This window comes from Pseudomonas sp. UBA3149, assembly GCF_002364655.1.
Taxonomy (GTDB): domain Bacteria; phylum Pseudomonadota; class Gammaproteobacteria; order Pseudomonadales; family Pseudomonadaceae; genus Chryseomonas; species Chryseomonas luteola.
In genome coordinates this window covers 501,594-516,946 of record NZ_DEYV01000010.1, presented here as the reverse complement: position 1 = coordinate 516,946, position 15,353 = coordinate 501,594, and the positions used below count along the sequence as shown (strand labels likewise).

The window sequence follows — 15,353 nt, the reverse complement described above, 5'->3', positions numbered from 1 at the left end:
CGCCCGTCAAACGACGGGCATTTCGCTTCTAAACCTCTCTACTTCCTGACCGAATCCATGCCCCTTACCTTGAGCATCGGTGAAGCCACGGCCACCGGTCCACGACCTGAAAACCAGGACGCCCTGCGTAGCGTCACGCCGGCTCCCGCTCTGGCACTTAGCAAGGGGCATCTGTTTGCCCTGGCCGATGGAGTAAGCCACTGCGTCGACGGCAAACTGGCTGCTCGCTCAACTGTACAGGCGTTGGCGATGGATTATTACTCAACGCCCGAAACCTGGCCTATTGCACAGTCACTGGATCGTCTGCTCCTGGCACAGAACCGCTGGCTACAAGCCGGGGCCCAAGGCCAGCCGTTACTGACGACGCTGACGGTCCTTGTGCTCAGAGGACATCGTTATACCCTTGCCCATGTAGGCGATTGTCGAGCCTATCACCTTAGAGGCCAGACACTCTCCTGTCTGACAGAAGACCACGTCTGGCAACAGCCCGGCATGCAACATGTTCTGACACGTGCTCTGGGGCTGGAAGCTCATCTGATCGTGGACTTTCATGAGGGTGATCTGCAAATCGGTGATTGTTTCCTGCTGGTCAGTGATGGGGTCTGGGCCTGCCTGGGTGATGCGGCTATACGACGTATATTGTTGGATGAAGCCAACCCCATGTCAGCGGCCCATGCCTTGATCCAGGCAGCCCATCTGGCGGGCAGTCAGGACAATGCCAGTGCATTACTGGTACGTGTTGACGCCCTGCCTGACAAACCCTTGGCGGATGCCCTCGCCGAGGTAGCGGGCTGGCCTGTTCCACCACGACTCAAAGAGGGCCAGATGTTCGAGGGCTGGCAGGTCGAACAGCGCTTGGCGATCTCTCAGCAGTCCTGGCTGTATCGCGTGCGTGACGGCGCCGGGCGGCCCTGGCTGCTCAAGACTCTCTCCCCAGGTCAGCAAGGTGATACCCAGGCCATGCAGGCGCTCCTGATGGAGGAGTGGTTTCTGCGCCGCGTCGCCGGAAGGGCTTTTGTCGAACTGCATCCACTGCCTCAACGTCAGCACCTGTATTACGTACAGCGTGAATACCCGGGCCGCACGCTGGCTGTCCAATTCAAACAGACCGGTCCATTTCCGCTTGGCGAGTGGCTGGATACCGCAACCCGCCTCTTGCGCGCTCTGGGTCAGCTGCATCGGCGCAATATTCTGCACCGGGATATCAAACCCGAGAATCTGCACCGGGGCGATGATGGCGAACTCAGGCTACTGGACTTTGGCCTTGCCTATTGCCCTGGCCTTTCCCATGAATGCGAGGGCGCGGTGCCGGGTACGCCCAGCTATCTGGCGCCCGAAACGTTCGAAGGTGCCGCACCAGGGCCGCAGCAGGATCTCTTTGCAGTAGGCGTTACGCTCTATTACCTGCTAACAGGCCATTATCCCTACGGAGAAATAGAGGCCTTCCAGCGACCGCGTTTTCAACAGCCGGAACGTGTGCTGCACTATCGGCACGACGTACCGCTCTGGCTGAATGACTGGTTAATGCGCGGTGTAGCGGTCGATCCAGCCCAGCGTTTCGAGACGGCAGAGGAAGCCTTATTACTTTTAGAGCAAGGCGAGCGGCAACCTGCATTACCGCCCAAGGCATTGCTGGAGCGCGAGCCATTGAAATTCTGGCGTACAGTGGCCTGCGTTTCGTTATTGATCAATCTCGCCGTTGTGCTGCTCTGGTTGTATCGCCATTGATCGATCTGACGAGCCAGCCCGCTAAGGCCAGCTCGCCTGTTTCAGTTGAGCTTGTTCGCGGGCGGTTGCGTTGACGGGCTCGTACTGGCCACGGTTGCCCCTGAGAGCTGACGGCAGCTGGCAAACAAATCCAGCCCCGGGTTATAGACCTGGGTATGGACACGCAGGAGACCCAACATGGAATGGAACAGGTTGTCCTGGCTGAGCGAGTCATTCCGGTGGACCGCTACACACTGGCTATTCACACCCATCGACTGCTGATACGGCTGAGAAAACCACGCTACGCTGGCGATATGCTTCTGTTGATCCGGCGCTACGGCGTACGGCATGCCATGAAGAAATACATTGTACTCACCCAATGACTCACCATGATCGGACAGGTAGAACATGGCGGTACTCACCTTGTCCTGGTTGTTACGCAGGGTATTGATCAGGCTCGCCAGGACATGATCAGTGTAGCGAATGGTGTTGTCATATCCATTCACGATACTTTCCCGTGAGCACTGGCTCAGCTCGTTGTTCTTGCATACCGGGGTAAAGTACTCGAAGGCCGCCGGGTAGCGTTTGAAATAGGCCGGGCCGTGGCTGCCCATCTGGTGGAGCACCAGCACGGTGTCGCGCTGCATGTGATCGATGATGCCCTGTATATCCTTGAGCAGGATTTCATCATGACACTCGCCATCGCTGCAGAATGCCGGGTCCTGAGCCTTTGTCAGGCTTTCGAAGGCCACACGGTTACAGGTTTCCTTGCAGCCGGCCTGATTGTCGCGCCAGATCACGTCATATCCAGCCCGCTTAAGCACATCAAGCAGGTTCTCCTGACTTTTGGCCACACTGTCACTGTAATGCGCGCGGGTCAGATTGGAGAACATGCAGGGTACGGATACTGCCGTCTCGGTGCCGCAGGAATGCATGTCGGTAAAGCTGATCACGCCCTCCTCCTGGCGCAGCTCGGGCGTTGTATCGCGGCCATAGCCATCCAGGCCAAAGTTGTCGGCACGTGCGCTTTCCCCAACGACCAGAACAGTCAATGTCTTGTGCGCACCGGCGCTGACGGGCGCCAGGCGTACAGCATCCGTACCGATCTCGCGCAGCGGACCCTTGGGTTTGGCCGTCGCGTCATGAACATAGCTGATCAAGGCACCCACAGAATTGCTGGGCGTCAGCTGCATATGAATCTCGTGGTGATTACGAAACAGGGAAGACAGGCTTTGATAATTGAGCATGGCTACGCCGACCATAACCACGGCGGTTACACCGCTGGCAATGGATTTGCTCAACAGCTCGCGCGGCCACCGACGATACTGAACCGGTGTCCTCCAGAGCAGCCAGACCGGCAGCGCGCCGAGCAGGAGCAGATAGGCAGCCAGCTTGAATGACAGCAGATCCCCCACTTCGGCCGTGTCGGTCTCCAGCATGTTACGGAGCATCTCCGTATCGATCATGACACCGTACTGGTTCATGAAATAGGCAACCCCTGCTGCGCTCAGAAAGAGTACGCTCAGTAGAGGCTTGAAGATCCAGCGAAAGGCGAACAAGGTCAGGATCAGATTGAAGGCTGCCAGGAAAAGAACAGCCACTGCGCCCAAGGTGAGCACACCTTTCATATCGAGAGGTGTCACCACGTCGAACAGGTGAGTCCACAGTGGGACGTTGTAAAAAATCAGGAAAGCCGCACTCACGATCAGCGTGAGCCACTCGGGACGAACCGGTCTCAACTTCAGCATCTCGTACAACTCTTGAAATAAGATGACAAAAGTGTGGTGAGGGGCTCGTCAACGTTTCGTGAAGAAAGCCTTGTAAAAACGTTTCACTTAATTGCTTCTCAAACTGCCCCTCAAGGGTGTAAAAGAGAGAAGGAACCGTGATTCCAGACGGCATGCTTGCTAAGCTCCAAGCATAACCCTCAATAAGAAGATCATAGGGAGCTCCTCATGGCCCGCATCGAACTCAATCTTCCAAGCGACCAGTTTTATTTTACTACCCATCAAACGGTCCGCAGTACCGACATCAATGCCGGTGGCCACTTGAGTAACGAGTCGATGATTTCCATGATTTCAGAAGCTCGTACACGCTTCATGTTTTACTACGGTATCCGGGATGGTGCCGAGGATGGCATTGGTACCATGGTGACGGATCTTGCGACCGTTTATCTGGCTGAAGCCTTTGCAAGGGACAAGCTGCAATTTGACATTGGGGTCATGGACTTCAATAAATACGGGGGCGATATCATCTTCCGCATTACTCGGCCGGATACCGACACCACCATTGCGCTCGCCAAGTGCGGTTTTGTCTTTTACAACTATCGCGAAAAGCATATCGAGCCTATGCCCAAGCCTTTCCACCGTATTTTCCCCAAGGTTAATTGGGTCAGTGATCGGCCAGCGGCCAGCACGCAGAACGTCACGCCTATCAAGGAAAGTTCGCACGGATAATGTGCAATGCGCTTCAAAGTGGTGCAAAAAAGCTCAGAATAGTCAGGATCTCCTGACAAAAAATAGAGCCAGGTCAGGCAGTTACATTCTTGGCACGTCCCCTGCTTAGTCTCTAGGCAGACATCAAGCGCAGCCTTCAACGGCGAACGGCAGCGCTCCCCCGACAGGCCTATGCAGGCCGATAACGGGACCGGACAAAGGCGTCCTCGCATTCATGTGCGGGACGCCTTTTTTGTTGCCTCGATTTCAAGCACGCCCGGTGGGCAGCTTGCGGAGACGCCTGATGAAAAAGCTCAAGCTGGTACTGATCGGCAATGGCATGGCTGGGGTACGCACCCTGGAAGAACTGTTCAAACTCGCCCCTGACCTGTATGACGTAACAGTCTTTGGCGCAGAACCACACCCGAACTACAACCGCATCCTGCTATCCCCCGTTCTGGCTGGCGAGCAGACCTTTAAGGAGATCGTCCTGAACGACCTCAACTGGTACGCCGAGCACGCTATCGAGCTGCATCTCAATCGCAGGGTTACGGAAATCGATCGCCAGAACCGCCGCGTCATAGCCGAAGACGGCACCGTGGCAGAGTATGATCGACTCATCATTGCCACCGGCTCCAACCCCTTCATTCTGCCCATTCCGGGCAAGGATCTGGAGGGTGTGATTGGTTATCGTGACATTGCCGACACCCAAGCCATGATCGATACGGCAGCCACGCATCGCCACGCAGTGGTTATCGGCGGTGGCCTCCTGGGTCTGGAAGCGGCCAACGGCCTCAAGCTACGCGGCATGGACGTCACCGTCGTTCATATCGGTGACTGGTTGATGGAGCGCCAGCTGGACAAGACGGCTGGCAACCTTTTGCAGACCGCCTTGGAAAGCCGTGGCCTCAACTTTCTGCTGCCCAAGCAGACCGCCGAGCTGCTCGATGACGGCAACGGTCGTGTCTGCGCCGTTCGTTTCGCCGATGGTGATCAAATACTTGCTGATCTGGTCGTGATGGCTGCCGGCATTCGTCCCAACTATACGCTGGCCGAATCGGCCGGATTGACCTGTAACCGCGGCCTGACCGTCGACGATACGATGCGCACCTCAGATCCAGACATCTTCGCCGTAGGAGAATGCGCAGCGCACCGAGGCATTGCCTATGGCCTGGTAGCCCCCTTGTTCGAACAGGCCAAGGTGTGTGCCAATCATCTGGCCCTTCAGGGCACCGCCGAATATCACGGCTCGGTGACGTCTACCAAACTCAAGGTCACGGGCATCGACCTGTTTTCTGCCGGGGACTTCATAGGCGGTGAAGGCTGTGAGGAGATCACCCTCTCCGATCCTATTGGCGGTATCTACAAGAAACTGGTGATAAGAGACGACATTCTCGTCGGCGCGTGCCTGTACGGCGATACGGCAGATGGCGGCTGGTACTTCCGCCAGATTCGTGAGAATCACAACGTTAGCGAAATCCGTGACCTGCTCATGTTTGGCGAGCATGCCATAGGCGATGCTGGCCATCAGGGGCAGGACAAGGCCATGCTGATGAGCGACGAAATGGAGGTCTGCGGATGCAACGGCGTCTGCAAGGGCACTATCGTCAAGGCCATCACTGAAAACAACCTGCTCTCCGTGGATGAGGTGAAAAAGCACACCAAGGCGGCCAGCTCCTGCGGCTCCTGCACCGGTCTGGTGGAACAGATCCTGATCAATACGGTGGGCGGTGCGGCCGATGTAAAGCCCAAGAGCGAAAAACCGGTATGTAACTGCACTGACCATACCCATGGCTTCGTTCGTCAGGCCATCCGTGAGCAGCACCTGACGACCATTCCCGAAGCCATGACGGTCCTGGGCTGGAAAACGCCTAATGGCTGCGCCACCTGCCGCCCGGCACTCAATTACTACCTGATCTCCACGTGGCCGAGCGAAGCCAAGGACGATCCGCAGTCCCGCTTCATCAACGAACGCGCACACGCCAACATTCAGAAAGACGGCACCTATTCGGTTATTCCCCGTATGTGGGGCGGCGTAACCAGCGCAGCGGAACTGCGTCGTATCGCGGACGTGGCCGACAAATACAAGGTGCCCATGGTGAAAGTCACCGGAGGCCAGCGCATCGACCTGCTGGGTATCAAGAAGCAGGATTTGCCCGGGGTCTGGAAGGATCTGGACATGCCGTGCGGCCATGCCTATGGCAAATCCATCCGCACCGTGAAGACTTGCGTGGGCAGCGAGCTCTGCCGCTTTGGCACCCAGAACTCGACCCAGATGGGAATTGATCTGGAACATGCCCTGTTCGGCATGTGGTCACCGCACAAGGTCAAGCTGGCCGTCTCCGGGTGCCCGCGCAACTGCGCCGAATCCGGTATTAAGGACGTGGGCATCATTGGTGTGGACTCCGGTTGGGAGTTGTATATCGGTGGTAATGGGGGCATCAAGACCGAAGCTGGCGAATTCTTTACCAAGGTGAAAACGGCTGAAGAGGTCATGGAGTACAGCCTGGCCTTTATCGAGCTGTACCGCCAGGAGGCCTTCTACCTCGAACGGACCGTGCACTACATGCAGCGCGTGGGCCTTGAGCACATCAAGACTGCCATTCTGGACGATGCCGAGCGGCGCAAAGGCCTCTATCAGCAGCTGATGTTCGCCCTGTCGCTGGAACAGGACCCCTGGAAGGCGCGCATCGAACAGACGGCGCTCAAGAAGGAATTCGAACGGATTCCGGTGGCGGCGCTATAGACGTCTCTTGATCGATGGGTATCGCTTCGCTCACCACCCTCCTGCGGAGCGGCCCATCGCGTATCCCTTTTACGCGACTTGAACAGGATTACCTCATGAACTGGCTGAACATCTGCGCATTGACCGATATCCCTCAACTGGGCGCCCGGGTCATCGAAGGTCCCAAAGGCGACATTGCTCTCTTCCGCACGTCTTCTGACGATGTCTTTGCCCTGGATGATCGTTGCCCGCACAAGCACGGCCCGCTGTCTCAGGGCATCGTCTTTGGCAAGACCGTGGCCTGCCCATTGCACAACTGGCAGATTGCTCTCGACTCCGGTGAAGCCCTGGCCCCGGATGTAGGGTGCGCCCACCGTTATCCGGTCAGAGTAGAAGACGGACGCGTCTATCTCGCTCTGGAGAAGACGCGCCGCAGCGCTCACATCATTGCCAGCACGACTGCCGCCTAATCGTTTGACCTGGCTCGCCGCCGGGCCCGCGTGAACAGAATGGAGCACCCCATGACCATCCATCCTCACGAGCCGCGTGATGGCGCTGCTACTCAGATCACTGCTTCAACCTGCTGTTATTGCGGCGTAGGGTGTGGCGTGCTGATCGAACATGACGGTACTCGCATCCTGAATGTGACGGGCGATCCGGCTCATCCAGCCAATTACGGGAGGCTCTGTAGCAAAGGCGCTACGCTGCACCTGACCGGCGATCTGGATGCACGTGCGCTCTACCCCGAACTACGCCTGGGCAAGACGCTGGCACGCAGCCGGACCGATTGGAACAGCGCGCTTGACCACGCTGCCACCGTCTTTGCCGACACCCTCCGCGAGCATGGCCCGGACAGCGTGGCCTTCTATATTTCCGGCCAGCTGCTGACCGAGGACTACTATGCCTTCAACAAACTGGCCCGTGCCCTGATCGGTACCAACAACATCGACAGCAACTCCCGGCTATGCATGTCGTCCGCGGTGGTCGGTTACAAGCGCAGCCTGGGAGCCGATGCGCCACCCTGCTCTTATGAGGATATCGAACACGCACAGACCCTGCTGATTGCAGGCAGCAACATGGCCTATGCCCATCCGGTCCTGTTCAGACGCCTGGAAGAAGCAAAGGCCCAGCAACCCGACATGAAAATCATTGTGGTCGATCCGCGCCGTACCGACACCTGTGAGTTGGCCGACCTGCACCTGGCCATTCAGCCGGGCACCGATGTTGCGCTCTTCCACGGCATCTTGCACCTGCTGCTCCGGGAGGGTTGGACCGACCGTCGCTATATCGATACCCATACCGAGGGGTTTGATGCCCTGAAAGCGCTGGTGCGAGACTATAACCCCAGCATGGTGGCAGAGCTGTGCGGCATTACCGTAGAGGCATTGACGACCTGCGCCCGATGGATTGGCGAATCGCCCGCGTTTCTGTCGCTCTGGTGCATGGGGCTGAATCAGTCCACTGCAGGCGTGGCCAAGAACTCAGCCTTGATCAATCTGCACCTGGCAACAGGCCAGATCGGCAAACCCGGTGCCGGTCCCTTCTCACTGACCGGCCAGCCCAACGCCATGGGAGGACGTGAGACCGGCAGCCTGTCGAACCTGCTTCCTGGTCATCGTGAGGTAGCCGATCCTGGTCACCGTAGCGAGGTCGCGGCTTACTGGGGTATCGATGCGCTACCCGAAACGCCCGGCCTTTCGGCTATCGAACTGTTCGATGCGGTGCACAGCGGCAAAATCAAGGCACTCTGGATTGCCTGTACCAATCCGGCTCAGTCCGTACCAGATCAGGCCAAAATTCATGAAGCCCTGGCCTGCTGTCCGTTCGTAGTGGTTCAGGAAGCCTTTTTCACGACCGAAACCTGTCGCTATGCCGACTTGCTGCTTCCCGCGGCCAGTTGGGGCGAGAAGGAAGGAACGGTAACCAACTCCGAGCGACGCATCAGCCATGTGCGCCGCGCCATCTCCGCACCGGGTGAAGCACGCCCGGACTGGGCCATCACCCTTGACTTTGCCCGCCGGCTGGAAAGCCGCCTGTACCCTGAGCAAAGCAGCCGATTCGCCTTCCCGACACCTGAAGCGCTCTTTGAGGAATACAAGCACCTGACGGCAGGACGTGACCTGGATCTTTCCGGTATCAGCTATTCGCTGATCGATGCCCAAGGGCCCCAACAATGGCCGTTTCCCACCGGCGCCAGCCAGGGCACGCCCCGCCTGTATGAAAACGGTGTGTTTCCCACAATGTCGGGGCGGGCACGCTTTGTTGCCGACGAGTACGCCGCACCGAAAGAGAAGCGTGATGCCCGCTATTCGCTGACCCTCAATACTGGCCGCCTGCGCGACCAATGGCATGGCATGAGCCGTACCGGCACGGCGGCGCGGTTATTCAGCCATGTGGAGGAGCCGCTTCTCTCCCTGCACCCGGACGATATGCGCCGCCGTCGGCTGATGAGCGGCCAACTGACCCGTGTTAAAAGCCGTCGCGGCAGTCTTCTGGTCCGTGTCGAGGCGGACGAGAACATCAGACCGGGTCAAGCGTTCCTGCCCATGCACTGGGGGGATCGCTTTCTCAAAGGGCTCGGTATCAATGCCCTCACCCTCTCGGAATTCGATCCGCTCTCCAAGCAACCGGAGCTCAAACATGCCGGCATTGAAGCGGAAAGGGTAGAACTCCCCTGGGAGCTGTATGCACTGGTAGAAGGCCATGTACAAATGCGCTTCGAAACCCTGCGCCCACTGTTTGAAACCTTTAGCCATGCCAGTCTTACCCTGACTGGCCGCGACCGTCCGGCCCTGCTTATTCGCGCTGCACATGGAGAGTCACCCGACAAGGCCCTGCTTGCACAGATCTATGATGGCCTTAACCTGCTGGACGGACCGGTCATGGCCTATGACGATGCGCGCCGCCAGGTGGGTAAGCGGGTTCGTATCGAGGCGGGCCGTATTACCGCGCTCTGCCTGACAGGTGAAACAGCAGCACGGCGCTGGCTCAAGAGCCTGTGGGAAGAAGGTCGAGCAGATCAGGACCTGCGCCGTTGGTTGTTGGCGCCCCTCAGCACGCCCCCTGGCAGCCCGACCGGGGTTAGTTGCAAAACGCTTTGCAACTGCATGAATGTCAGCGAAGCCGCCATTCGCGGCGGTATCGCTGAAGGACTTGACTTGAACGGGCTGAAGGAGTCGCTGGGCTGTGGTACGCAGTGCGGCTCCTGTGTTCCGGAGATCAAGCGCTTGCTGGCACGTACACCTGTCCATACCTGAAACGTCGGCAATAAGGCGCACCGTTTAGGTGCGCTAGTACCTAAACCTGTGCAAGAACAAGGTAATGGACACTCATGATCATGATGAAAAGTGCTCTACACACCCACTTTCAATACTTGGCATAATCACTGCACTGATTTGTCTGACATAGGATGCGGCGCTCAACGGCGAGTGCGGCATTTTCTGAAGAGGCCTTCAAGGCCCGAACAGAACCGGACAAAGGCGTCCCTGCTGGTTACAGCGGGTGCGCCTTTTTTGTTTGTCCTGATTGAATAGAACACGAGGGTATGTTCATGAATGCAAAAGTCTGGCTGATCGGTGCAGGTCCAGGTGACCCAGAACTCTTGACCCTCAAGGCCGTTCGCGCATTGGGCGAGGCACAGGTAGTCCTGATTGACGACCTGGTCAATCCTGCCGTGCTGGAGCACTGCCCGCATGCACACATCATCAAGGTAGGCAAACGGGGCGGCTGCCGCTCAACGCCTCAAGCGTTCATTCATCGCCTCATGCTGCGTTATGCACGCCAGGGTAAGGTCGTGGCGCGCCTCAAAGGCGGCGATCCATGCATTTTTGGCCGAGGCGGTGAAGAAGCCGAATGGCTGGCGAACCATGGCATTCAAAGCGAAATCGTCAACGGCATCACTGCCGGTCTTGCAGGCGCGACGAACTGCGGCATTTCACTGACTCACCGCGGCATTGCCCGAGGCGTTACGCTGGTCACAGCCCATACCCAGGACGATAGCTCATTGAATTGGGACGCCTTGGCCCGAAGTGGCACGACCCTTGTCATCTATATGGGCGTTTCGCGACTGAACGATGTTCAGCAGGGGCTCCTGGCAGGCCAGATGGCTGCCTCTACCCCGGTCGCCATGATCGAAAACGCCTCCCTGCCGGAACAGCGGGAATGCCGAAGCACATTGGGAACCCTGTTAGCCGACGCAGCCCTCTTTCAGCTCAAGAGCCCAGCCATACTTGTGATTGGCGAGGTCGCGTCTGCTGCCGAATCGCTTCGCCTGCCGCTTGAGCCTGTTCAGAAGACACTTACCGGGTGACCAGAGAGCGCCTGTTCGTTATTGGGCAGGCAAGTATTTCCCTTCAAGTCACTTTATGTGCTCAAAGACTATATTCGTAGCATAATGCTACTATCAACTTTGCCAGCCTGCCGTCGATAACACGACAAGGACTTCACCTCAGTCCCAGGCCCTGCCCCTTGTTCGATCTTGCTACCGAGCTGCTCATGTCTCTGAAGCCCTTTTTCTACTCACTGCATAAAAGGCATTTCAGAGACGTTGCCAGCATCATTGCCTTGGGTGTCTTACTGCTTGTAGTGATGATCGAATGTGATTTCTTCGAGCATCTTGTAGCTTTCAGCGCCAGACACGAAAGCTGGCAAGTCGACGAGTGCATAACGGCATTTATCATCATTGGGTGGTGCGGCTTCTTCTTCGGATTCCGTCGCATCGCGGATATGCGCAAGGAAATCGAAGCACGCAAGCAGGCGCAGGAGGAAGCCTATCACCTGGCCAATCATGACAATCTCACGCACCTGCCGAATCGCCGCGCGTTGAATGAGCATTTCGCACAAGCGATACGCGGCACGCGAGAGCCCTTCTTCCTAGCCATTTTCGACTTGGATGGATTCAAGGCCATCAACGATATATACGGCCATATTACGGGCGACCGGTTGCTCGAAGAGATTTCGCAGCGTGTGGCTACGGCTCTACCTAAAGGAGATTTTATTTGCCGCCTGGGTGGAGACGAGTTTGCTGTTCTGCTGCATTCCGCCAAGAGCGAGACCGCAGCCCACGCCATTCTGAAAGGACTGGCGGGTCTGGTTGCAACCCCGATGGTCCATGGTTCGACTGCACTGATGACGGCGGCCACATTTGGCGTTTCCCATTACCCCAATGATGGGCAGGACATCAGTACGTTGCTTCGTCGCGCCGATGTTGCGCTCTACCAGGGCAAACGCAACGGCAAGAATATCATTCGCTTCTTCGACATGGCCCAGGATCATATGCTGGAACAGCAATCCATGATTGCTCAGGCATTGCGCGAGTCCATCGAACAGGGCTACGTCCGGCCCGAGTACCAGCCAATCGTTGCCTTGGATGGAATGACCATTGCCGGTTTTGAAGCGCTGGCCCGGCTTGATCATCCGATCCATGGCTCCATCGTTCCCGACAAGTTCATTCCGGCGGCCGAGGAAAGCGGCCTGATGACCGAGTTGACGGATTATCTCCTGCGAAAAGCCTGTATCGATGCCAAATACTGGCCTACAGGCATTTATCTGTCCTTCAACCTGAGCGCGATCGATCTGCGCGATCCTCTGCTGCCGGACCGCATTGAACGTATTCTGCTTGAGACCGGATTTGCGGCCTCGCAGCTGGAAATCGAAATCACCGAAACCGCCATCGTCAAGGATATTCGGCAGGCCAAGCTCAACCTGGATCTGCTACGGGAGCTGGGCGTACGGGTTGCTGTCGATGACTTTGGCACGGGCTATTCCAGCATGGCGCAGATCAGCCGCTTTACCTTTGATAAGTTGAAAATCGATCGCGAGTTCATCGACTCCATGGCCATCAATGACAAGGATGACAAGATTGTGCGCTGCATGCTGGGGCTGGGGCATGGTCTGAACATGCCATCCATTGCCGAAGGGATCGAACATGACTATCAGGTCCAGTGGCTACGCGAGGCAGGATGTGAATTCGGTCAGGGGTTCCTCTTCAGCCGGGCGGTGCCCAATTCCGAGGTTCCTGAGCTGCTGGAACGCCACGGTTGCTATAGGTCGGACGCCTCCCGCGCAGAGCCGGTGATTTAGGCCTGCCCTTTCAGGTCACAAGGCGAGCGCAGCCCGCTCGAACTGATCCGCCCCGTTCCGCTCTTATTAGATAAGCCCATCAAGAGCGACACCATGGATCTTGTCATCGCCCGACCCGAAGGTCTCTATTGCCCTCCAGGGGATTTCTATATCGATCCCTGGCGCCCCGTCGAACGCTCCGTCATTACCCATGCCCATGGCGATCATGCACGTGGGGGGAATCAGCATTACCTGGCGTCAGCGCCCAGCGAAGGCATTCTTCGCTCCCGACTGGGGCAAGACATCAATCTGCAAACGCTGCACTACGGCGAAGTCATCGATCACCATGGCGTCAAGATCAGCCTTCACCCGGCCGGGCATGTTCTGGGCTCAGCCCAGGTCCGCCTGGAATACCAGGGTGAGGTCTGGGTAGCGTCGGGGGATTACAAGGTAGAACCGGACGGCACCTGTGACGCCTTCGAACCCGTGCGCTGCCACACCTTCATTACCGAATCCACATTTGGCCTGCCTATTTATACGTGGCAGCCGCAGGCAGAGATTTTTGCGCAGATCAATGCCTGGTGGCGGCAGAATGCAGCGGAAGACCGCGCCAGCGTGCTGTATTGCTACGCTTTCGGCAAGGCACAGCGCATCCTGCACGGAATCGATGCGAGTATCGGCCCTATTCTGACTCACGGCGCTGTGGAACCGCTCAACCGGGTCTACCGTGAAGGCGGTGTGTACATCCCGGATACCCACTACGCAGGGGACTTCAAGAAGAACGACCCTCTTCTGCGCAAGGCCCTGATCATTGCGCCGCCCTCGGCTGGCGGAAGCACCTGGATTCGCCGATTCGGCGAGCATAGCGATGCCTTCGCCAGCGGCTGGATGATGCTGCGTGGAACGCGTCGGCGTCGTGGCGTGGACCGTGGCTTTGTGCTCTCCGACCACGCCGACTGGCCTGGCCTGCTCTGGGCCATTGAACAGACAGGGGCTGAACGGGTCATGGTGACCCATGGCTCTGTGGGAGTGTTGGTTCGCTACCTTCGTGAACAGGGACTAGATGCCCAAGGCTTTACCACGGAATACGGTGATGAAGACGACGAGCCCAACAACGAGAAGTCCGCCTAAGTAAAAAAGAATATACGCGCGTGCCTTTTGCTTGCGCCAATCAATGCTTCAGCGCAATGTCATCAGGCAAGCGACTGTACCGAATCAAGGCGACCCGTTCGTCATGTGGAACCCGCTTTATCAATGCATTCACCGAGTCGGCCAGCTTTTTGAGCACGGAAGGATTGGTCTGGCCAAAATGGTGGATCTGCTCAAATGCAAGCCCTACCGCCAGCTCGAATGTCAGAGGGCGTTCGATCAACCGAATCTTTCCGTCGTCACCGCAATGTGTCCAGCAAGGCTTACGCTGCCCCAGGAACACCAGCGTTTCACAAAGCCGGTCAATGGCTCGAAATGCTGTAGTAGGATCATTGATGGAAGGCGATAACGCCTTGATCGCGATATCTGCCATTTCTATCAGCCAGTACTCGATATCCTGCTCGGGCGTACGATCCGATCCAAGAACGAACTTTTTCCTCAGCTCTGCCATGACGGCAGCATCAGCCGCCTCGGCAGGCCAGATCAAGGCAACTGGGGCACCGGGCAAGATAAAGCTGCCGATGCGGTGCTCCATACGAATGATTAAACTCTGCTTGTGCGCCAACTTGAGCAGCCCCTTGCGGTCGATAGCCTGCAGGTAACCTCCCTGCTGCGTACACAAAGGGTACCCGTTCTTATCCAACGCCTCGTTTACATACGCATCGGGCTCGGCCTGAGGTTTGTCGAGAGGCACGAAGGCCTGCTCAATCTGTTCGATGGCACGATGAGTCACCTGCTGCAGGATGACGGCAATCTGCATGGAGCGGGAGGCGTGATCGATGAAGTAGATAATCAAACCAACGCTGACCAACGCCAGCACTATGCCCAGCGCGATAGCGATTTGCGGAACAAAGGGTACGGATGAGGGCGAGGCCGAGCGGATCATGCTCATGACAATCAAGGTATACGTGAAGGTCCCGATCAGCAGGCCCAAGACCACTTGATTGGCTCGATCAGAGGTGAAGTTTCTGAGTTGACGCGGCGAAAACTGACTGCTGGACAGCTGAAGTGCAACGATCATGATGGAAAAGACTGTACCCGTGACCGTCACCACGCTGGTTCCAATCGCCGATAGCACTGAACGAGCCCCCGCCCCTGTACTGCCCGCCAGCCACACCAGCCGCTCACCTGCATTGATGATGCCCAGGCGCTCTAAGGACACGAGCGCCACGGCCAATCCGGCCGCCAGGAGCGCTATCACCATTGGGATAAACCAGAGACTGTCCCGGCAGGCGATCCAGATGAAGCGGATATGTTGGCCCATCTACTGCAACCTC

10 protein-coding genes are annotated in these 15,353 nt (G+C 57.4%); 8 read left to right on the top strand and 2 right to left on the bottom strand.

From position 1 onward, the window contains the following. Window positions 1-57: 57 nt before the first annotated feature. The gene (locus B3729_RS08435) at window positions 58-1,728 is read left to right on the top strand and encodes a bifunctional protein-serine/threonine kinase/phosphatase (protein WP_286787599.1); all 1,671 of its coding nucleotides are present in this window, start codon (window positions 58-60) and stop codon (window positions 1,726-1,728) included. A gap of 41 nt (window positions 1,729-1,769) precedes the next feature. Here the strand turns inward: B3729_RS08435 and B3729_RS08430 are convergent, their stop codons facing one another. Next, window positions 1,770-3,455, bottom strand: a complete 1,686-nt coding sequence (locus tag B3729_RS08430) for a phosphoethanolamine transferase (protein WP_286787598.1) — start codon at window positions 3,453-3,455, stop codon at window positions 1,770-1,772. 207 nt (window positions 3,456-3,662) lie between these two features. Here B3729_RS08430 and B3729_RS08425 point away from each other — a divergent pair, with 207 nt between their 5' ends. The 7 genes from B3729_RS08425 (at window position 3,663) to B3729_RS08395 (ending at window position 14,058) form a co-directional block, all read left to right on the top strand. Next, complete coding sequence (locus B3729_RS08425) at window positions 3,663-4,163, top strand: thioesterase family protein (protein WP_286787597.1); 501 nt, start codon at window positions 3,663-3,665, stop codon at window positions 4,161-4,163. Between the two features lie 283 nt (window positions 4,164-4,446). Next, entirely contained in the window at window positions 4,447-6,888 is a 2,442-nt protein-coding gene (gene nirB / locus B3729_RS08420) for a nitrite reductase large subunit NirB (protein WP_286787596.1), read from the top strand. A gap of 95 nt (window positions 6,889-6,983) precedes the next feature. Next, window positions 6,984-7,337 carry a nitrite reductase small subunit NirD gene (nirD, locus tag B3729_RS08415; RefSeq protein WP_010794994.1) on the top strand — a complete coding sequence of 118 codons (354 nt, stop codon included), beginning with the start codon at window positions 6,984-6,986 and terminating at the stop codon, window positions 7,335-7,337. A 51-nt stretch (window positions 7,338-7,388) separates the two neighbouring features. Further along, window positions 7,389-10,124: a nitrate reductase gene (locus B3729_RS08410; protein ID WP_286787595.1), complete on the top strand. Its 2,736-nt coding sequence runs from the start codon at window positions 7,389-7,391 to the stop codon at window positions 10,122-10,124. 293 nt (window positions 10,125-10,417) lie between these two features. Continuing rightward, window positions 10,418-11,176, top strand: a complete 759-nt coding sequence (cobA, locus tag B3729_RS08405) for a uroporphyrinogen-III C-methyltransferase (RefSeq protein ID WP_286787594.1) — start codon at window positions 10,418-10,420, stop codon at window positions 11,174-11,176. 185 nt (window positions 11,177-11,361) lie between these two features. Beyond that, entirely contained in the window at window positions 11,362-12,948 is a 1,587-nt protein-coding gene (locus tag B3729_RS08400; protein WP_286787593.1) for a putative bifunctional diguanylate cyclase/phosphodiesterase, read from the top strand. A 93-nt stretch (window positions 12,949-13,041) separates the two neighbouring features. Then, entirely contained in the window at window positions 13,042-14,058 is a 1,017-nt protein-coding gene (locus tag B3729_RS08395) for a ligase-associated DNA damage response exonuclease (RefSeq protein WP_125889253.1), read from the top strand. Window positions 14,059-14,098: 40 nt separating this feature from the next. On the opposite strand, the gene B3729_RS08390 is transcribed toward B3729_RS08395, so the two are convergent. Further along, window positions 14,099-15,340 carry a DUF2254 domain-containing protein gene (locus tag B3729_RS08390; protein ID WP_286787592.1) on the bottom strand — a complete coding sequence of 414 codons (1,242 nt, stop codon included), beginning with the start codon at window positions 15,338-15,340 and terminating at the stop codon, window positions 14,099-14,101. Window positions 15,341-15,353: the final 13 nt, after the last annotated feature.